Raw genomic sequence first — 19,832 nt, forward strand, 5'->3', positions numbered from 1 at the left:
CATTGACGGGCCGGTAAACCCTGTGCATGCCTTTTAAAGGACGGCGCCAAGACCTCCGGGTCCTGGCATCGCCAGACTCTTCTTGAGAACCAGGCTGGCCCTGCCCGCGCCCGCCCAGCGCTATTCGTAACAAAGGACGGGACTCAAGCAAACCTTTAGGGTGTCTTTTGTATGAAGTTTCGGCCCGGGTGAATATGGAGAAAGTCACCACACGCGGTACTCACGGCGGGACGTGAAGTGCAGAATGTAAGGGTAAATTCGTATTTTCTGATCTGTGCATTGGCCATGGCGACTATGGTCATCGGACCGACGCACTCGGCCGAAACGCCTTCGAGGCAGTGCCGTCTGTTGACGTGACTTGTCAATGCACCTGTCACGTGGTTAGGTCTGGTGAAATGGGGATCACCTGACCAATGGAGGCTGTTGTGGCTATATCTGAGTACGCCCTTGCGCTGAGTGCGCTGTTGGGCACCCTGCTGGTTCCCTGCGCTGTCCTGCACCAGATGCTCCGCCTCAAGCGCCGAGCCATCCGGGTGACCGCTCCCGCCGCACACGAGGAAGCCGCCGCTAGCCATGCCGTACGTCGATATCAATCCCCATAAAGCCCGTCCAAAGTGGCAAGCCTATGCCGTCCTGGTAGTCCTCCTGGTCCTCACCGTTGCCGTTGTAGGCGCTGCCCTCGTACGCATCTGAACAGGCCCGTCTGGCGAAGCCCCTAGACTTACTGTTTGAACCAGTGCTGCACAACAGTTTGCCGAACGTCCTGGGGGACATACATGCCCGATCCGGCGGATCAGAACGCACGAGCCCATGCAGAGGATGCAGGGCAGCCTGAACTGCGCCGACGCCGTGACAATCGTCACGCCGACGCTGACTTGACGGTTGCCCGGACAGGAACCATGCCAGCCGTAACACCGAACCCCTCCACCCAGTCTGACGCCGGCAAGCCGCTCACGCGCCGGACCTCGTGGGCGGAAGCAGCTGCCGCAGCAGATGCGGCAAAGCCAGCTAAGCCCGTTCCAGCTCCTACCCGGTTGCCGGCATCCGCGCAGCCCGCGGGAACGGACACCATCACCTCAACCCTCGGTGCCACTGCTACAGATGCCGAGCCGACGCCGCCGGACGCTCATACTGAAACCCCCGCTTTCCGGCGTCCGCGGCCCACGGTTGCGGACACCATCGCCGACAAGCCCATGCCGGACTTCATCAGCTCCCCGGGTCTCTTCGTCAAGGAACAAAAACCGCGACCGGTCGGCGGTGTACGCGGGGCCATCTTCAAAATGACCGGCGGGGCCTGGAACATGGGCCCCGGACAGAAACAGCGCCAGGAAGAAGAACTGGGACGCCGCATCTCCAGGCAGCTGCAGGGCAGTTACAATACTGCAGTGCTCAGCCTCAAGGGCGGCATTGGCAAGACCTCCACCACCGTGGGTGTCGGACTGACCCTCGCCGAGTACCGCGGCGACGCTCCCTGCGCGATTGACGCGAATCCGGATTCCGGCGACCTCGTGGAGCGTGCCCTGGGGGAGGGGATCTACCAGCAGTCAAGCCCGCGCACGATCACAGACCTGCTCCGCAACATCGAGTCCGTCGATTCGCTTACCGCCCTGGCCAGGTACATGCACCACGCCGGCCGGCTGCACCTGATTGCGGGAGAGCAGGATCCGGAGGTCTCGGACTCGCTGACCGCCGAAGAGTACCTGCGGATCCGCAGGCTCATCGCCGCGTACTACTCGGTTGCCCTGACAGACTGCGGTACCGGTGTCACCCACAACGCCATGAGCGGGATCCTGCAGTCCGCAGACAACCTGGTGATCGCAGCCGGCTATGCAGTCAGCGGTGCCAAGCGGGCACGCAGCACCCTGCACTGGCTGGCGAGCCACGGATACGAGGACCTGGCCCGGAATGCAATTGTGGTGATCACGGACAAGGACGAGGTGTCATCCCGCGTGGACAAGGACGCCATCGAGGAACACCTTTCGGGCATCTGCCGTGAACTCATCGCCGTCCCGCACGACCGGGGCGTTGCAGACGGGGACCTGGTAACACTGGACGTACTGAAGCCCGAGACCCGGCGGGCGTACAAGGAAATTGCTGCCGCAATTGTGGACGGTTATCGGTAAGGTCGCGCGCTGGGAAGTCAAGCCCTCGCCCCCGCAACGAAGGCTTGATGTGTTCGACGCCGGCTCTACCAAAGCCAGACTAAGAGTTCGTGCCAGCCAACGCATAGGCAATTTCCGGATTTCCAAGGGGCAGGATCACTTGCGAAAGCAAACTCCTTGTTGATTCCTTCGATACCCTCACCCGTGGCGGGCTAGGGGTACTTACCCGGCCCTTCGCATTTAGGCATGGTTGGTCTGTTTGATCCGGTAGGGGCGGTGGCCGCCGGCTGCGAGCAGGCATCTGATTCGGTAGTTGGTGAAGTTGCGGAAGCCGCGGGCGATTCTGCGGGTGGTTTCGATGACGCCGTTGATCGCTTCGGTGGGCCCGTTGGATGCTCCACGGGTGTCGAAGTAGGCCAGGATCGCGCTCTTCCATTGTTTGAGGGTCCGGCCGAGTCGGGCAACTTCCGGTATCGGGCAGGATGGGAATGAGGAGATCACCTCGGCCACGAGTTCGCGTCCGCGTTCCGGCCGGGCGTGATAGATGTTGCGGAGCTTTTGGTAGCACTGCCAGGCGAGGGTGACCTCGTGGTCCGGGTCCCCGGCGGTGAGTTTGGCATCGAGCCTGGCGGCCTGTTTGTCGGTCAGGTGTTCGGCGCCGATCTGCAGGGTTCTGCGGATCCCGTAGAGCGGATCACCCTTACGGCCCCGGTGGCCCAGGGTGTCCTGCTGAACGCGGCGGCGGACCTCGTCAACCATCGCGGACCCTAGCTTGACCACGTGGAAAGCATCCAGAACGGTGATGGCCTCGGGCAGTTCGTCCCGGATAGCGTTCGCGTAACCGCGGAACCGGTCCAACGCTGCGGTCTTGATCCCGGCGGTGAACTCCTCGCCACGGGCTTTGAGCCAGTCGGCGTAGGACTTCCCGGAACGTCCCGGGACGAGGTCCAGCAGCCGGGCATGGACGATGCCGTGGGCGTCCCGGGTGTGGTCCACGATCCCGGTGACCATCCCGGTTCCCGGCGGCCCGGTGTGGGACCAGACATGTTCGTCAACGCCGAGGGCGTCCACACCCTGCAACCGGCCAGCCCCTCCGAGCCGCCGCGTGCCCTCAGCCCTGACAGCGTCCCAGACGGTGTGCCAGGAGACCCCGAGTTGGTGGGCGAGGGCCGAGACGGAGGTGTCGAACCGGGCCAAAGCGTCGGTCGCCCAGGCCACGGCGCGGGCGGTGAGTTTTGCCCGCGGCCCGGCCAGTTCATGGTCCTCTGTGAACGTGGTTCTTGGACAGTCAGAGTCCGGGCACCGCCAAACACGTTTTGCCCACAACAGCCGGACCGGACGGCCGAAACACGGGATGTCATGGAGGTGTACCGGGCGGCGGCCATGACCGACCGCCACGACACCGCAGTCAGGACAGCCGGTGAGACTTTCACCGGTTTCAACCCGCAGAATCAGGGCCGCCGGTGATGTGCTGACTGAGTTGATGTGAATGCCCTCGACACCGAGCAGTGCATCCGCGCGCATGCACCAGCGACCGGAGGAACACGACATAGAGTTATTCCTGTCAGGGTCTCTTTTGTTATTGGTTTGCTTGGTCGCTACCAATTCAAAGAGGCCCTGACCTCTCTCCCACGGCACCACGCCGCACCTGAAAACTAGACGGTCACGGCGTCGACATCAGTCCGCCCTAACCACGCTCATCTGCGAAGGGCCACTTACCCGCGTCTTACTGACCCCAAGGTGCCCGGTACAATTTGGGTAGTCTCAGGTCGTTAAGTGGGGGAAAATATGGCATTGTCCGTGCTCAAAAAACGTAGGTCTACGGCTGCTCCGTTGAAGCAGAATCTACGGGCAGACATCCAGGGGCTTCGCGCCCTTGCGGTAGTTGCCGTCATTGCCGACCACATGTTCCATTGGCCCACAGGTGGATTTGTGGGCGTAGACATCTTCTTCGTCATTAGCGGATTCCTCATCACTGGCCTCCTCCTCCGCGAGCATGAGCGAACGGGAAGGATTTCCTTCCTGGGGTTCTACCGTCGCCGGACCCAGCGCATTCTGCCTGCAGCTTTCGTCGTATTGGTTGTAACCTCCATCGCAGCTTTCGTTATGTTCAATGCTGCGAGGGCGTCCAGCGTGGTCCACGATGCGATTTGGGCCTTGTTCTTTTCCGCCAACTGGCGCTTTGCTATACAGGGCACCGACTATTTTCAGGCAACTGGTCCTGTCTCCCCTTTGCAGCACTTCTGGTCTCTGGCTGTGGAAGAGCAGTTCTACTTTATATGGCCATGGCTCATGGTTTTAAGCTTTGCAATACTTGGTGTTGCTAAATCCGGAGATGCCCGGAAGGGCCGGGTGGCAGTCGGCGTGGTGATGGGGGCTATCGTTGCGGCTTCTTTCTTCTGGTCCCTCGGCGAGAGCGCCGACAGCCCTACGATGGCTTACTTCTCGACCTTCTCCCGGGCATGGGAGTTGGGCGTTGGCGCCCTGCTTGCAGTTGGCGCTGGACTTCTGAATCGGATTCCTGCTGGGGTCAGATCACGTCTTTCGTGGGTCGGCCTGGCTGGTATCGCCGCGTCTCTTTTTCTCATTAACGACTCGATGGCTTTCCCCGGGCCATGGGCAGCTCTGCCGGTTTTTTCGACTGCTGTGGTGATTGCAGCCGGCACTGGGGGCGCTGTTCGAGTGCCAGTCCTAACCAACCCCGTTAGCCGTTACCTCGGGGATGTCTCCTATTCGCTTTACCTATGGCACTTCCCGGTGATCATTCTTGCCGACGTTTTCTTGGAACCAGGCTTGTTGTTTTTCCTGACTTGTTTGCTGCTAACAGGAGTGTTCTCTACCGGCTCCTACCACCTCGTGGAGCAGCCCTTTCAGAAGGCGCCGTTTCTGCATAGGTACCGACATAAGAGCGACCGGCAACGTGCCGTTGAGAAGTGGTGGAAGCAGTATTCGGGCCGCTACCAATATGGGGCCTTGGGTATGTTGCTGATTACTGCCATCGCTGTTTCCGGCATGGCGTTGATGCGTTCCGCGCCATCCGCTCCGACGGCGGCGCCGGTCCAGCCCTTGGTTGCACAGACGCCATCTCCAGCCGAGACGGCTAACCCTTTCGGGCAGGTTGGCCAGCGGCTAAGCCAGGAGATCGGGGGTGCCCTTGCAGCCACTGTCTGGCCGGAGTTGAATCCAAGCCTCGACGACGTCCTAGGCAAACCTCAAACCCCCGCCGACGTTGGGCGGTGCCAGGGCGCAATGCCACCCCCAGAATCCGCATGCACATGGGGCCTAGCGACGGCGCCCAAGACCATAGTCCTCGTCGGAGATTCCACGTCCTCCGCATACACGAAGGCATTTCAGGACATAATCGCCTCAAAGCCCGACTGGAAGCCTATTAAGAAATCTATGGGTGGATGCCGGTTCGTGGACCTGGCGTTCCAGAATGACGTTGCGTCCATTGTGGAAGCGTGCCCAGGCAGGATTGAAGCGGCCATCGACACCATCAATAACATCCGGCCCGAGCTTGTTGTTATCACTAATGGCTATAAGGGCACCATTAGAGAAACCGGCAAGCCTGTCACGAGCGCGGAATGGAACGCGGCATTGACCCGGACGCTCACCAAGTTCGCAGCATCGGCTGGCAAAGTTGTGTTCCTGGCGCCGCCTCCGTCCGGCGCGAACATCGAGGACTGTTACGACCGATTCAGCTCACCCAATGACTGTCTCACTACTGTGGAATCGGCTTGGAGTTCTTTCGTCGCAGCTGAGCAGTCAGCAGCCAAACAGTTCAAAGCAGAGGTTATCGATACACGTCCGCTATTCTGCCAAGCGAATCGGTGCCCCGCATTCGTCGGGACTACCCCTGTCAAAGTAGATCACGTTCACCTGACGCAGGCTTACGTGGAAAAGATCGCTCCGGCAATCGACGCAGCACTACATGGCGTGGGTGCATTCGGCTCCTAGTGGCACAAAGGTTCCACTCGTTGAGTCGAAAGACCACGAGAGTGGAACCTCGCCGCTGCTACACTCCGGTGCCCGCAGTATCCGGGTCGAAACCGTCGTTGAGCGGGGCTGGTAATCTTGGCGAATGAAACTTCGGGGGAGCATAGTCATCGACGTGCCCAAGATCTTCGGATTTACGTGCACGGTATTTGCCATCACGGCGACCGTCCTATATGTGGCGGTAGAACCGGGGCAACAGCTCGGCGGGGTAACCCTCACGGCCTACGGGATTGCTGCAATGTTCGTCCTGTGCTACGCAATCACGGGGAAGCGCAAAGAGCGTGCTAAGACCAAGGACTACTAGGCCGTTTATGAAAGTTCACGTGGAAAGCTCCACAAGGGCCACTATCGGCGCTGGCGTTGTCGGTGTGCTCTTGGTTTATCTCGGTGTGTCTGCTGGAACCATTGGCTTTGCGCTGGTTCTTGGCGGGATGCTGGCTATCCTTCTGGTCATGTTCGCGGGACTTCGCGCTCTCGCACTGACTCTTGCGTTCGGAGCGTTCTTCTTTTCGCCTATGATCGCCGTCAGGCTTTCCGACTCCATCACCGTGGGCGACGTTCTGTTGGTGGGGGCGGTGGCTGTAGCGTTGCTCTCCAACAAGGGAGCCGAGTCTCTTCCTGCGTCAGGTAAGCACATCTCCTGGGCAGCCTGCCTCCTAGTCCTTGGCGGTTTGATCGGGACCATTGCCACATCGACAGCACCGACAGAATCCGCAATGCAGCTGGCCCAGTACGCCATCGCAGTGCTGCTGTCTCTGGGGCTGGTCCGGCTACTGAAACCGGGCAAGAAGGTTCTCACGTGGATGGGCGTGGCTTATGGATTGGGCGCCAGCGTCTCATGCCTTGTAGCCGTGATGGACAAAGTGAACCCGCGGCCAGCTGGACTAGCGCTGCATTCCAACCACCTGGCAATTTCGGCGGCCCTTGCGGTTGGAATTTGGTTGGCGCTACTCATGGCTACGAAGAGTAGGCTGCTAGCCTTGCTGTCCCTGGCCGGTATAACGTTGTGCGTTTGGGGTACCATAATCGGCGGATCCAGGGCTGGGATCGTTGCCATTGCCGTAGTAGTCCTAGGTGCGGTTGTCGGCCTGGGGGCAAGCAAGCTTTCCATGTTCCTGCTACTGGCAGGCGGAGGGTTCCTGTATGCCATCAGTGTGGGCTTCATCGACATCTCGGGCAAGCACAACGCGATCGGACGACTACTCGGCGGGGGTAGCGCCGAGGAAGCCGACATGGGGCGGTCCCTTAAGTATGAGGCGGTGTGGGACCGCATTAACAACAACATGTTTGTGGGCAACGGGTTCGAGAATGCTCGGGATGGCCACTCGCTGTACTTGCAGATGTGGGACTCGGGCGGTGTTCTGGGGATCCTGGCGGCCGTTATTCTGGTCCTCGCCGCAGTGGCGGCCTTCCTTCGCGCCCGACGTACAAAGAATCGCCTGGCGGTGGTCCTTTGGTCTGGTTACATCGGATACCTTGCTGCGGCCATTCTTTCCAACCAGATGTGGGACCGGTACATTTGGCTAGCCTTGGCCTTGGCAATCATGAGTGAGCATTTCACGCCAAAGCCAGAACCACTGGCGGCCCCTCAGAACCATGTGACCGTGCCGTCCGTTCTACTCCGCAAGACCTCTACAGGCTCGCACTACGGTCGCGTACCAGCTAGGTTCTAACTCTTCTTGCGGATTTCCACAAACGCCACACCATGGTCACCTGTGCTGCAAGGCGTCGGAAACGACGCGGGAGATGGCCAGCATGATCTGCCCGGGCAAAGTTACTGCACAACAGGCTTGTATGGCTCCCAGAAGAGATAGCGGTCGGTCCCGTCGGTTCCCGCGTGCTGGATTTCAGGGAGCGCCACACCACTGATGAATGTCGTGGGGGTGTCGTCGGACATGATTGTGACAGCCTGGTTCGTTGGGTTGCCCGCAAGGATGTCCACGCAGCATGATCCGCATGCTGCTCGAGCGGCATGGAGAGCGTCTGGGTTTTGATGGTCACGGCGGCATGGGCCGCGCCAGTGTCGTTTATGTAGCACTCCAGCGTTCCCGGGTACAGGATCGCGTGGACGCGGACTTCGGCCCGAACCAGCGGCCAGTGTTAGCAACAGGCGTTGAACAGGCGCCGCAGACCATTCCCGATTCGATGCCGGCGAAGAACACGCAGGCAACGCCCACGGTTGTTGCGGGGCCGGAAAGCGGCTAAATGGGTGTGTCTATGTAGTACTGTCCTGCGGTCCCATTATTGATGAGCAGGCCCGTTCTTCATAACGATCTTGTTCGCCTCGGTGAAGGCGTAGCGAAAGTCTGTCCGCCGTCCACCGTATGGGTCGGGAAGTGACGCCCGTCAAGTCCACGTAGACGTCCGCCTCGCGTCCGGCAGGCATAATGTCTTCCAGTTTTGCACTGATACGTGTGCAACTGTGCGCTGTGTCTGTCTGTTATTTTCCGCTTTCAGCGACTGCGGAACCGGCGTCACCTGCAACGCCATGTGCGCCATCGTTTAGTCCCCCCGACAACCTCGTGATGCCCCCCGTTATGCAGTGAACGGTGCTAAGCGGGCCGCAGCACCCTGCACTGGCTGGCGAGCCAGGGGTACGAGGACCTGGCCAGGAACGCCATTGTCGTCATCACGGACAAGGACGAGGTGTCCTCCCGGGTGGACAAGAATGCCAACGAGGAACACCTTTCCGGTATATGCCGTGAGCTCATCGCCGTCCCGTATGACCAGGTGATGCGACGGTGACCTGGTCACCTTGGACGTTCTTAAGCCTGAGACCCGTCGTGCGTACAAGGAGACCGCCGCGGCGATTGTGTACGGGTACCGCTAATGTATGTCGCCGTTTTACGGTCACTCATACAGCTCCGAAGGATAACCGTCGATTCCGCTGTGCCCGAATCGTGACCCGACGTGCAGGCGGTCCTCAACAAAATCCCAAGCTTCCCGGCGTAGGTTGAGCCCATCAGGCAGTACAAGGACGTACGGAGGGGGCAGGACATGACAATCACCGACTACGCCGTGGCTCTTGGCGGCATGCTGGCTTCACTCGGCGCGGCAGGCCTTCTGGCGGCAGGACTGATCCGAGCGAGGGCCCGCCACTAGCTGGAATCCTTGGCGGCACATGGCTGCCGGGCTGCTGCACCCAGCCCGGCAGCCGCCGTCGTGCCTCCTCGTAGCACGCCTTTACGCGCCTGACCTGCAGAAACGCTGTGAAACAGACTCAAGAATTCATCCAGATTTATGCGAAAACGTTGAGCAGAGTTTGAGTCGATCTTCAGCAGAAACGGCTGCGGTTCTTGAGAATCACCCGGGATATTGGTTTCAACGCCGGCCACGAGGGCCCGGGCGATGGAACCCGAGGGAGAACCACCATGAACAAGATGACCAAGGGCGCGCTGGCTACCGGACTCGGAGCTGCACTGCTGATCGGCGGCGGCGGTACCCTCGCGGTGTGGAACACCACCGCTGAGCAGCAGGCCGGCTCGATTGCCAACGGTGATCTGCAGCTGACCGCCAACACCGGAACCTGGACGAACTCCAAGGGCGCGATCAATCTGAGCACCTACAAGGCCGTTCCCGGCGACAAGCTCACCTTCACCCAGCCGGTTACCGTGGCCCTCGACGGTGACCTGATGAAAGCCCACCTCACCGTGACCGACAAGCTGACCGCTCCCGAAACTGCGGCCTACCTTCAGGTCGGGGAAACCACCCTCAAAGACAGCACGGGGAACGTTGTTGCCGAGTCGCTGACCAAGGATTCCGACGGGGTCTACACTGCCTCGGTGACAGTGACCTTCCTGTCCACCACGACCGGCACCTCCGCTACGAAGGCCACGAACAACCTCGGGAAGATCGGGTTCAAGCTGGAGCAGGACGCCTCCTCCACCCTGCCCTGACCCGCACCACACAACAACACCGGCCCTGGCCGGGAACCTGGGAGTAGAACGTGAGGATCACGGCGGCGCTGAAAGCCACTGCACTGATGTGTGCCGCCGTCCTCATGGCCCTGTTCACCGTGCAGGGGACGCTGGCGCTGTGGAGCGCCACCGCCGCGTCCCCGGCGCAGGCCATGCAGACAGCTGACTTCGCGGTCACGATCATCAGCCCCGCTGGAACGGCGCAGCTCGCCCCGGCACAGGCCGTGACGATCCCGGCAGTGACGGGTCTGAAGCCGGGAACCAGCCAAACCGTCCCGGTGACCGTTAAGAACGCGACCGATGCCGGAAACGGCGCCTTCACCGCGAGGATCACCGCTGGCGTTCCGCTGATCAGCGGACCTTTGGCAGGTCACCTCACTGCGGTGGTCAGCCCCGCCCAGGGAACGAACTGCGCAACCGTCCTAACCGGCAGCAGCATCACACTGGCACAAGGCGTTTCTGGCGTTTTCTGCCTCAAAGTGAGCATGGCCGCAGCCGCTCCGGCAACCCTCGGCGGCTCGAATGCAGCGGTGACGATCCCGCTCACTGCCCAACAACTCTGACCGACGCTTGAGGACAAGGACCGGAAATCATGGCACGGACCACCCGCCGGCAGCACCGCCGCCACCCGGCCCTGCGGGTCCTGGGCGCCGGTGCAAGCTTCATCCTGCTGATTGCCGCGGCATTCGCGGCGCTGACGCTGGTGATCGTGCCGGCAGTGACCGGCTCACAGACCTACTCGGTGCTGACCAACTCCATGAACCCCCACTATGGTCCCGGGACCCTGCTGATCGTCAAACCTGTGGACGCGGACACCCTTCGTACCGGTGACGTGATCACCTACCAGCTGGAGTCCGGCCGATCGGATGTCATTACGCACCGCATCATCTCTGTCACCGCGGACCAGGAAGGCAACCGCCTGCTCCTTACCAAAGGCGACAACAACTCAGCCCCCGACGACAACCCGGTCACCGAAGTACAGCTCCGCGGCAAACTCTTTTACGCGGTCCCCTGGGCCGGCTACGTGGCGAACTGGCTCGGCAACCAGGACCGCACCCTCGCCGGCCAGGCCGCCGCGGCGGTCCTGATCGCCTACGGGGCAGGAACCATGATCCGCGAGGTGCTTCGGCGCCGTCGTACTTCAACAACCGCTGCTTCAACAGACACCGCACCCGACGCTGTTGTGGAAGGAGCACACCGTTGAAGGCCGCCGACGCGCAGATCCGTCCGGCAGTGGTGCGGGCTGCGATCATCATCTACCTGCTCATCGTGACCGCCGGGCTGGCCGGCACCGGCGCCCACGCGCTGTGGAGCCAAACCGGAACCCTGGCCTCCGGCGTCACTGCCGGAACGTGGGCCCCGGCCCCCGTGGCCGCCTCCAGTGTCACCTGCACCCGCGCTAACACAAACAACCAGGTGGATGTCACCCTGAGCTGGGCCGCCACGGATGCCAGCAGCTACACCGTTACCGCTCCTGGGGCTACGCCAGCAAGCCTCGTCACCGGAACCGCCACCGCCGTTCTACGCGTGGACCGGCCGGGGCTGTTCGACACGGACACCTACAACGTCACCCTCACCCCCGAAGCGGCAGGCGTTAAAGCCTCCTCAACCCTGATCCGGGTCGAGCTCTACCGTGGCCTCTTCAACTCGACAGTTACGTGCAGATGAACCGGACACAGCGGCTTCGCCGCTGGTCTTCTCTTGCACGTAGGCGCAGTGCTAAGTTCGGGTCCCAACGGGGATAGCGGGCACGAGCCCGTTGGGGGAGGGAACCGATGCCTGAAGAGCATGATGCTGACCTGGTCATGCAGTCACTGCTGCTCGATGAAATTGGGCAGTCGGTGATCGGCGTGGATGCCCAATGGAGGGTGACGTACTGGAACCGTGCCTCGGAGCGCCTGTACGGGTTCAGTGCCTCTGAAGTGATCGGTGCCAAGGTAGCGCACCTGGGAATGCTGGCCCGTGGCACTTCCGAGGCTGAGACCCGGGAGATACAGGAGCGGATCGCCAACGGCGGGGACTGGTCCGGCGAGCTATGGATCCACCACCGGGGCGGAAGAGAATTTCCTGTCCACGCCACGATCAGTCCCGTGCACGGACGGCACACCACACCGGTGGCCGTCGTCGCCATTTCAAAGGACATCACGGACCGTAAGCACAACGAGGCAGTTCTGCGGCGGTTCTCGGCCATGGTGGAATCCTCCGGCGACGCGATCGTCAGTGCGGATATGACGGGGACCATCACCAGCTGGAACCCCGGTGCGGCCAGGATGTTCGGATGGAGCGCCCGGGAAGCTGTGGGGCAAAGCTACCGGTCGCTGACCACCCGTGATGCGGAGGATTTCGCTGCGGAAGTTCGGGCCAGCGTGGCGAGCGGAAGGTTCGTCACCGGCCTGGAGGTGCGCTGGGGCTGCAAGAACGGATCGGTGATTGATGTCGAGCTGACCGTGTCACCCGTGTACGGGCCGGGCGGGGAGCAGGCCGGGGTGTCGGTAATCGCCCGGGACATCACCGAGATTCAGCGGCTCCGGGCGGCGGCCGCCGTCGAACGTGAAAAACTCCTGGCAGCCCAGGAGATGGCGCATGTGGGAAGCGTGGAGCACACGGACACTGGTGAGACCTGGCACTCGGAGGAGTTCGGCCGGATCTTCGGCCTGGAGCCGGGGCAGGTGGCTTCCCGCGAACTGATGCTTGAGCTGACGCACCCGGAGGACAGGGACCTTGTGCAACGGGTCTGGCTGGGCCTGGAAGAGGGAACCGGGTTTGCTGATTTTGAGTACAGGATCGTCAGGGCCGATGGCCAGCAACGGTGGCTCCACTCCCGCATCAGGAACGTGGAACTCGAGGAGGGGAAACCAGGACGGTTCCTCGACACCGTCCTGGACATCACCGACCGCAAGCAGGCGGAGCAGATCCTGGAGTGGCGCGCCCGCCATGATGCGCTGACCGGCTTGCCCAACCGCTACGTGATCACCGAGGTGCTGCAGGGACTCCTGGACCGGGACTCCCGCGCAGTGGTGATGTTCGTTGACGTTGACCGGTTCAAGCTGATCAACGACGGCATCGGGCACGGTGCGGGGGACACCATTTTGGTGCTCCTGGGGGAGCGGCTGCAGGCTTTTGTCCGCAACGGTGACACCGTGGGCCGGTTTGGCGGGGATGAATTCGTCATCGTCTGCGAGAACCTCACGCTGCGCGGCGCGAGGACCCTGGCGGAACGGATCAGGCAATCCACCCGGCGCCCGTTTGAGGTCAACGGCCGGAAAATCTACCTGAACCTCAGCGTTGGCATCGCATTGGCGGGCGCTGACGACACCGCCGAATCGATGCTCCAGGGAGCCGACGCTGCCATGTACCGGGCCAAGTCGGCAGGCGGGGATTCGTCAGTGGTGTACGACGTGCTGATGGCCGGGCGGGCGACGGGCCGGCTGGACCTGGAGTCTGACCTGCGGCATGCGTTGGAACGGGGAGAGTTCTCCCTGGACTACCAGCCGATTATCCATGTGAGCGATGGCCGGACCGTTGGCTTCGAAGCGCTGCTGCGCTGGCACCACCCCGATCACGGGCTGATCGCGCCCGACACGTTCATCCCTATCGCCGAGGAGACAGGCCTGATTGTCCCCATCGGCACCTGGGTACTCCGTGAAGCCTTTCGGCAGGTTCAACTGTGGCGCTCGCAGTTGAAGGGGGCGGAGAACCTTTCAGCGGCAGTGAACATTTCCGGGCGCCAGTTTTTGGCACCCAAGTTCACGGACATCGTTGAGGCAGCAATTCGTGCCGCCGGCATCGACCCCGGCGCCGTAAATCTGGAGATTACCGAAACAGTGCTGATGGATCAGCCCGACCTGCCCAAGGAGACACTGCAGCGTCTCCACAGCCTGGGAGTGGGGCTGTCCATCGATGACTTCGGCACCGGGTATTCGTCCCTGAGTTACCTCAGATGGCTGTCAGCCCGGACCTTAAAGATTGACCGTACCTTTGTTGAGGAACTGGGACGAGGACCCCACGGGGCAACCATCATCGAACTTGTTCTTGGCATGGCCGAAAGCCTCAGCCTCGACGTGGTGGCGGAAGGTGTGGAAACTCCCGAGCAGCTCGCCGAACTGTGCCGCCTCGGCATACCGCACGCCCAGGGGTACTACTGGAGCCGTCCGATGCCGCCGGAACGCATTCCGGCCTGGCTCGAAACGCCGTTGCCCAGCCCCGAGTTGGAATCAGGGGTGGCTGGCGTCCATTAGCCAGGGAACTTCCAAACACGTCAGAGTCGCCGTTACGAGTGCCACGAAGCGGGTCTGCCTTGTGCCGTCAGAGCAACCGTAGACCGTCGATTTCGTAATAAACTCCATGACTTGATCAAACCTTGAGGGTGTGTTCTGTAGCATCCCGGCATGGGCAGATACGGAGGCGCCTACGACGCGCGGTACTCCCGGCGGGAGCTCAGACAGCGGAAACTAAGGGTACTTTCCTATTTTTTGCTCAGTGCTTTGGGCGCCGTCACGGTGGCTGTTGTACTGATGGCTTTGCAGAGATAGCTTCTGTTGGCGGCGGGGCCGCCTTTACGTGACTTGTCAACGCATCAGTCGCGTGGTTAGGTCGTGGTCGATGGGGATCACCTGACCGATGGAGGCTGTTGTGGCGGTATCTGAGTACGCTCTTGCGCTGAGCACGCTGCTGGGCACGTTGCTGGTTCCCTTTTTTGGCCTGTACCTGATGCTTCGGCTCAAGCGCCGCGCCATTCGAGTCACCGCTCCCGTAGTACCACGAGGAACCTGCCGCTAGCCATGCCGTATGTAGACATCAACCCCCATAAAGCCCGTCCCAAGTGGCAGGCCTACGCCGTCCTGGTTGTACAGCTCAGCCGAGCCGATGCGGGCGTCCACTGCCTGGGTCAGCATGGCCTGCGCGACGGCGGAGTATTTGTTGTTCTCGAACAGGCCCTGGTCGGCGCCGTACACCTTCACCGATTCCGTGGCAGGGTCCGCAGGGAAGTCGAAGAAGGCGTCCACGCTGCCGGACTGGACGGCGGAGAGGCCCGCTGCGGCGGAGGCCGCCGTCGTGGCTCCAAACACCGCACCCTGCTCAGGGGTGATGAGCCCTGAGGCGTCCGTGTAGGAGATGGTGAACTCGGCGCTCTTCTGGGCATCGGCGGCGCTGTCGGTGGCGGTGTTGGACGCATAGAGCAGGCCGAAGACCACGGCCATGATGAACGGTACGGCCAGTGTGCCGATCCAGAAGCGCTTCTTGCCGATGGTCCGGAAGAACTCGAAGCTGATGACGGTGCTGAGGTTGTGCTGTGCCATGTCCGCTTATGCCTCTGCCATTTCGAAGGTGCTGGTGCGGGCTTCGTTCTGGGCGCCGTAGACCCGGATGAAGATCTCCTCCAGGGAGATCTTGGTGGTGGTGAAAGACCGCACCGCAACGCTGGCGCCGACGAGCTCCTTGAGGATGTCCGCTTCGTCCGCGTCATCGGCGATGGACAGCTCAGAGTAGTTGGTCTCACTCACGGTCACCGTGTACCGCGGCGACGGCGGGACTGGACCGCTGTGCCGGAGCCTGATGACCCGGCCGCCGAACTGGTTCTGGACGTCGTCGATGGTTCCGTAGGCCTCGGCGGTGCCGTTCTTGAGCAGGATCACTCGGTCACACAGCCGTTCAACTTCCTCCATCTGGTGGGTGACCATCACCACGGTGGCCCCCTTGGTCTTCTGCTCGCCGATGATGTCCATCAGCAGGCGCCGGTTGACCGGATCAAAACCCTTGGTCGGTTCGTCCAGGATCAGCAGCTCGGGTTCGTTCATGATGGTCACGCCGAGTTGGACCTTCTGTTGCTGCCCGCCGGACAGCTTGTCCAGCTGCTCGCCCGCCTTGTCCGCCAGCGCCACGCGCTCCAGATACTCCAAAGACCAGGTCTTGGCGGCATGCCGGTCGAGGCCCTTGAGCCGACCGAAGTAGGTCATCACCTCGATGACCTTTTCCTTCTTGTACAGGCCGCGCTCCTCGGGTAAATACCCCAGCCGTCCGCCGTCTTCGGGCCGGAACGGCCTCCCGTCAATGTGGAGCGTCCCGGCGGTGGGCTGGTAGATGCCCAGCAGCGCCCGGATGGTGGTGGTCTTCCCGGAGCCGTTGCTGCCCAGGAAGCCAAACGTTTCACCCCGGTGAACGTCGAAGGACAGGTCCCGGATGACTGTGGTGTCTCCAAAGTCCATCCGGAAACCGTTGATATGGACAAGTGCTTCGGTCAAGGCTGTTCCCCAAACATGTGCCTGCGAATGATCCTTCGAGTCTATCCGCGGGCGTCTTGGCCGGGGTCCATCCAAAGGATGACAACGGGGAGGTTGCGCGCTGTCAGTCCTCGAAGTGGGTGACCGTTTCCTTGGCGCCGGACAGCCGCCGGATGACTTGCTCGGCTACGGCATGGACTTTCATGTTGCGGTGGTTCGAGGCCCGGAGTATGAACTGGTACGCCTGCTCCTGGGTACAGCGGTTTTGAGTCATGATCATGCCGCAGGCGAGGTCGATGTCCGTCCTGCTTTTCATTGCGGCCTTGAGATCCTCTGCCAGCAGTTCCGCAGTGATGATGCGCAGGGTCAACCGCAGGGCCTGTCCTGCGGTCTGCGTGAACACCATCGCATCATGGATGGCTTCCTCAGTGAACAACCCGGTGGCGGGGGCAAAGAAGTTCAGGGATGCGGATGCCGTGTCGCCGAGGTCGACAGGAAGTCCCAGGACACTTCTATAGCCTGCGGCGTCTAATCCCCGGGAATACAGGGGCCAGCGCTGGTCGTCCCGGGTATCCGCCAGCAGCACGGCTGAAAAGGTGTGGATGGCTTCCAGGCATGGCCCATGTCCGAGTTCCTGCTCGATGCGGTCAAGAATCACGGCTGTATTGCTGCTGCCGGCGACCGTGAGTGTCCGTTTGTGCCGGCGCAGGTTGACGGCACATGCGATGGGCGCACCGGTTGTCCTGCTCAGGGATGAAGCAGCATGCGTGGTCATTCCATCGAGGAAACCCTTGATGTCCTCGCTCTCGGCGATCAGTTGGTGGAGTTGCTGGAAGTCCTCGTTCTGCCTGTCCGTGTCCACAACCTCCATGCTAGGAGCCTGGTGGGGGGAACAACAGGGCGGACATGCCTGCCGCTAGTTGGTCCCCGGCGCGCCCTCGTCCGGGCTGGGGTTGATGGCCTGGCTGTAGCTCGCGCGCCGGCCGTTGACGCCGAGAGTGTTGAGGGATTCGTTCAGCGCGTGTGCCAGGACGTCGCGTTCAATCGGAGGAAGGCTGAGGGCACCATAAACATAGGCATGGACCTCGGTCAGCCCGGCTCTTCCTCCAATTCCAAAGTATTTGATCCAAATCTGCTCAAGAGTCAGTGGTGCAGCCTCGAATGCTAACCGGAAGCCTTGGCGCTGTTCGTCCTCGTCCCCAGGGACGGCCATAGTTCACCCCCGGTCATGATCGAGTCCCGGCCTGGACTCGATAATCTCTTCTGCCGCTTCCTGCAGGGTCCGGTTCTCGTTGAGGGCTTTGGCTATCAGGTGGAGCATCGCGTCGTGGTTTCCCATGCCCCGGCTGGCCATGACGATTCCCTTGGCGGTGCTGATGATATCGCGTTGCGACAGAGTGGATTTCAGTTGTTCGCTCAGCATCCGGCCCCTCTCCCGGGCCTGAATGTTTACCAGGAAGATCGAGGCTTGGGCTGCGAACAGTTCCAGCAGCCGGATCAGTCTGTGGGACGCCGCTTTGGGGTTTGCCCAGTAGATCTTTATAGCACCGAAAGCCAGGTCCCCGGAAAGGAGGGGGACGCTCACACATGACCGCAAACCGAGGCTGTTCGCTGCCTGGCCCCATTCAGGCCAACGAAGGTCCGACCGCACATCTGCAATATCCACTGGGTGTCCGGAAGCCCACGCACTCAGACAGGGACCCTGGCCGAGCTCGTACTGGAGGGTGTCGGCCTGCTCCACGAGGTGGCTCGTGGAGGCTGCGCTGTTGCGGCTGCCGTTGGTATCCATCAGGGATACGCCCGCTCCGGCAGCGTCATCCACAGCCAGGACCGCCGCCTCGGTGATGAGCTTCAGGGCATTGGCCACCGTCTCCTCAGTCAGGAGCACATTGGAGAAGCGCGCATACACAGCGGCCAGCTCGTCAGCCAGCGGCAATTCGGTATCCATGACCGCTCCATTCCCAGCGTTCTGGCCCCTGATGAACCAACTGCTTTCCTTCCTTCATCTCAGCACACTTAGTCTCCACAATCCATCAAGGGGTCAGGTGGAGTGGAGGTGCCGGGCGCGGCCAGGGGTTTCAGTGGCAGTTCCATGGGTGCGTTCGACGGCGTCCATGACCACCGCGGCCAGGCTCTGGCTGCTGACCATCGCTGCACGTTGCAGGTGCGAGCCGGTGCCGAAGGCGAGGATGCCGGCAAGCCCCAGCCTCACGTACTCTTCGTCCCCGCTGCTGACCAGGGCAGGCCGGATGTGCGTCAGGAGGGCCTGCACAGCTTCGGTGGCAGGGCATGGAACGTACATGAGGGGGTGCATGAGGTTGCCTTCCACGCCTGCGTCACTGGCCATCCAGCTCGCCAGGCGCAGCTGTTCGGCCGGCAGGCGGGGCGCCGGGACGCCCGCCCACCACTCCTGGGCAGCCCGTTCCACCAATGCCCGTACAACCGCTGCGAGGATGGTCGCGTGGGCCGCCTCCAGGCAGACATCGGCGATCCGCACCTCAACGGTGGGGTGGCTGCGGGACAGCCGTGCGTCGAAGTACACCATGCCCTCGTCCAGGAGCACTCCGGAAGCCAGCAATGCTTCAACGTGGCGCCGGTACTCACGCAAGGATCCGAACTGTTCGTAAGGTCCCGCCGTCGGCCAGCGGCTCCACGCCTGGTAGCGGAAGCTCGAATAGCCGGTGTTGGTTCCCTGCCAGAACGGGGAGTTCGCGCTCAGCGCCAGGACCACCGGCAGCCAACGGCGAATGCGGTCCAGGACCGCCACCCCTTCCTCCCCCGAAGCGACGTGGACGTGTACATGGAAACCGCAGGTCAGCTGCTCCCGAAGGGTCAGGTGGAACCGGGCCGCCATCTTCAGGTAGCGCGGCTGCTGTACCAGGGTTGAAGTGGCTGACAGGGGGCTTGTGGCCAGGGCCACCGCCCTGGCGCCCACCGCACGGGCGGCTGTATCGGCCATCATCCGGCCCAGCAGGATGGCCTCTGCCAGCTGCTGCAGTCTGGAACAGACAGGCCCAATGACCTCAAGTTGCTCCTGCTTGACTTCAAGAGCCAAGGTTGGGCCACCGGCTGTGCCGGGGTTCCTTGTGACGTGCCGCAGTGCCCGTTCGGCCACCGGCACCGGCTGCCCGCTGGCGGGGTCCACGAGCAGGAACTCTTCCTCAACGCCGAAAGTTCGTTGGAGGCCGACGGCGGAAGAAGAGTACGGCTGATCTTGAAGAGGTTTCAATGGAATTCCCATGAGGAAGGCACCCGGACAGGCGACACATTGTCCGGACGGCGTGAAACATACAGCCCTCCTGCAGGAGCCCCCTCACCAGCCCCGGAACGTCAGTAGGCTGCTGATCTTTCAAGGTTACCGACGTCGGCAGAATGCGGGAAGAGCGCGGGAGGGGCCACCTCCACCTCCTAGACCGGGAAATCAGTTGCAGGCGATGTTGGGGGTAGTCGCTTGGTTGCCGCGGGCATCGGTGGCGCGGGAATCTACAGCAAATTCGTGCGAACGGGCAGATGATGCTGCTGCCCTTGGAGCCGGTGAGCGGGCTTCCCAGGTCACCGCCGAATCCGCCGAGGCGTTGGCCAGAGACCTCGCAGGA

At 62.0% G+C, this 19,832-nt stretch carries 19 protein-coding genes; 11 read left to right on the forward strand and 8 right to left on the reverse strand.

Annotation, left to right across the window (positions count from 1 at the left end):
* Window positions 1-899 precede the first annotated feature (899 nt).
* Complete coding sequence (locus ACFVYC_RS10925) at window positions 900-2,123, forward strand: MinD/ParA family protein (RefSeq protein ID WP_387549724.1); 1,224 nt, start codon at window positions 900-902, stop codon at window positions 2,121-2,123.
* 219 nt (window positions 2,124-2,342) lie between these two features.
* Here ACFVYC_RS10925 and ACFVYC_RS10930 read toward each other — a convergent pair whose 3' ends face one another.
* Window positions 2,343-3,653, reverse strand: a complete 1,311-nt coding sequence (locus ACFVYC_RS10930; protein ID WP_387549726.1) for an ISL3 family transposase — start codon at window positions 3,651-3,653, stop codon at window positions 2,343-2,345.
* A gap of 249 nt (window positions 3,654-3,902) precedes the next feature.
* On the opposite strand from ACFVYC_RS10930, the gene ACFVYC_RS10935 reads away from it, so the two are divergent.
* The 3 genes from ACFVYC_RS10935 to ACFVYC_RS10945 all read left to right on the forward strand — a co-directional run bounded on the left by ACFVYC_RS10935 (window position 3,903) and on the right by ACFVYC_RS10945 (window position 7,771).
* The gene (locus ACFVYC_RS10935; RefSeq protein WP_387549811.1) at window positions 3,903-6,059 is read left to right on the forward strand and encodes an acyltransferase family protein; all 2,157 of its coding nucleotides are present in this window, start codon (window positions 3,903-3,905) and stop codon (window positions 6,057-6,059) included.
* A gap of 124 nt (window positions 6,060-6,183) precedes the next feature.
* Entirely contained in the window at window positions 6,184-6,402 is a 219-nt protein-coding gene (locus tag ACFVYC_RS10940; protein WP_387549728.1) for a hypothetical protein, read from the forward strand.
* 7 nt (window positions 6,403-6,409) lie between these two features.
* Window positions 6,410-7,771 (forward strand): O-antigen ligase family protein, encoded by a 1,362-nt coding sequence (locus ACFVYC_RS10945; protein WP_387549730.1) that lies wholly within the window; start codon window positions 6,410-6,412, stop codon window positions 7,769-7,771.
* A gap of 101 nt (window positions 7,772-7,872) precedes the next feature.
* Here ACFVYC_RS10945 and ACFVYC_RS10950 read toward each other — a convergent pair whose 3' ends face one another.
* On the reverse strand, window positions 7,873-8,040 hold the full coding sequence (locus tag ACFVYC_RS10950; protein ID WP_387549732.1) for a hypothetical protein: 168 nt from the start codon (window positions 8,038-8,040) through the stop codon (window positions 7,873-7,875).
* Between the two features lie 5 nt (window positions 8,041-8,045).
* On the opposite strand from ACFVYC_RS10950, the gene ACFVYC_RS10955 reads away from it, so the two are divergent.
* The 7 genes from ACFVYC_RS10955 (at window position 8,046) to ACFVYC_RS10985 (ending at window position 14,794) form a co-directional block, all read left to right on the forward strand.
* Window positions 8,046-8,303 carry a hypothetical protein gene (locus tag ACFVYC_RS10955; RefSeq protein WP_387549733.1) on the forward strand — a complete coding sequence of 86 codons (258 nt, stop codon included), beginning with the start codon at window positions 8,046-8,048 and terminating at the stop codon, window positions 8,301-8,303.
* 1,166 nt (window positions 8,304-9,469) lie between these two features.
* Window positions 9,470-9,994, forward strand: a complete 525-nt coding sequence (locus ACFVYC_RS10960; RefSeq protein ID WP_387549735.1) for an alternate-type signal peptide domain-containing protein — start codon at window positions 9,470-9,472, stop codon at window positions 9,992-9,994.
* Between the two features lie 50 nt (window positions 9,995-10,044).
* Entirely contained in the window at window positions 10,045-10,578 is a 534-nt protein-coding gene (locus ACFVYC_RS10965) for a hypothetical protein (protein WP_387549736.1), read from the forward strand.
* Between the two features lie 29 nt (window positions 10,579-10,607).
* Entirely contained in the window at window positions 10,608-11,219 is a 612-nt protein-coding gene (locus ACFVYC_RS10970; RefSeq protein ID WP_387549737.1) for a signal peptidase I, read from the forward strand.
* Complete coding sequence (locus ACFVYC_RS10975; RefSeq protein ID WP_387549739.1) at window positions 11,216-11,683, forward strand: hypothetical protein; 468 nt, start codon at window positions 11,216-11,218, stop codon at window positions 11,681-11,683. Before ACFVYC_RS10970 ends, ACFVYC_RS10975 begins: the two co-directional genes overlap by 4 nt.
* 107 nt (window positions 11,684-11,790) lie before the next feature.
* Window positions 11,791-14,253: an EAL domain-containing protein gene (locus ACFVYC_RS10980; RefSeq protein ID WP_387549741.1), complete on the forward strand. Its 2,463-nt coding sequence runs from the start codon at window positions 11,791-11,793 to the stop codon at window positions 14,251-14,253.
* A gap of 394 nt (window positions 14,254-14,647) precedes the next feature.
* Window positions 14,648-14,794 (forward strand): hypothetical protein, encoded by a 147-nt coding sequence (locus ACFVYC_RS10985; RefSeq protein WP_387549743.1) that lies wholly within the window; start codon window positions 14,648-14,650, stop codon window positions 14,792-14,794.
* Here the strand turns inward: ACFVYC_RS10985 and ACFVYC_RS10990 are convergent.
* The 6 genes from ACFVYC_RS10990 to ACFVYC_RS11015 form a co-directional block, all read right to left on the reverse strand.
* The gene (locus ACFVYC_RS10990) at window positions 14,791-15,315 is read right to left on the reverse strand and encodes a hypothetical protein (RefSeq protein ID WP_387549745.1); all 525 of its coding nucleotides are present in this window, start codon (window positions 15,313-15,315) and stop codon (window positions 14,791-14,793) included. The genes ACFVYC_RS10985 and ACFVYC_RS10990 overlap by 4 nt on opposite strands.
* A 6-nt stretch (window positions 15,316-15,321) precedes the next feature.
* Window positions 15,322-16,221: an ABC transporter ATP-binding protein gene (locus ACFVYC_RS10995; RefSeq protein WP_387549813.1), complete on the reverse strand. Its 900-nt coding sequence runs from the start codon at window positions 16,219-16,221 to the stop codon at window positions 15,322-15,324.
* A 139-nt stretch (window positions 16,222-16,360) separates the two neighbouring features.
* Entirely contained in the window at window positions 16,361-17,107 is a 747-nt protein-coding gene (locus tag ACFVYC_RS11000) for a GAF and ANTAR domain-containing protein (protein ID WP_387549747.1), read from the reverse strand.
* A 45-nt stretch (window positions 17,108-17,152) separates the two neighbouring features.
* Window positions 17,153-17,449: a hypothetical protein gene (locus ACFVYC_RS11005; RefSeq protein WP_387549749.1), complete on the reverse strand. Its 297-nt coding sequence runs from the start codon at window positions 17,447-17,449 to the stop codon at window positions 17,153-17,155.
* Window positions 17,450-17,452: 3 nt separating this feature from the next.
* Window positions 17,453-18,184 (reverse strand): GAF domain-containing protein, encoded by a 732-nt coding sequence (locus tag ACFVYC_RS11010; RefSeq protein WP_387549751.1) that lies wholly within the window; start codon window positions 18,182-18,184, stop codon window positions 17,453-17,455.
* 93 nt (window positions 18,185-18,277) lie between these two features.
* Window positions 18,278-19,465, reverse strand: coding sequence for a glutamate--cysteine ligase (locus ACFVYC_RS11015; protein WP_387549753.1), 1,188 nt, complete (start codon window positions 19,463-19,465; stop codon window positions 18,278-18,280).
* Window positions 19,466-19,832 lie beyond the last annotated feature (367 nt).

The sequence above is a fragment of the Pseudarthrobacter sp. NPDC058329 genome (genome assembly GCF_042879835.1).
Classification (GTDB): domain Bacteria; phylum Actinomycetota; class Actinomycetes; order Actinomycetales; family Micrococcaceae; genus Arthrobacter.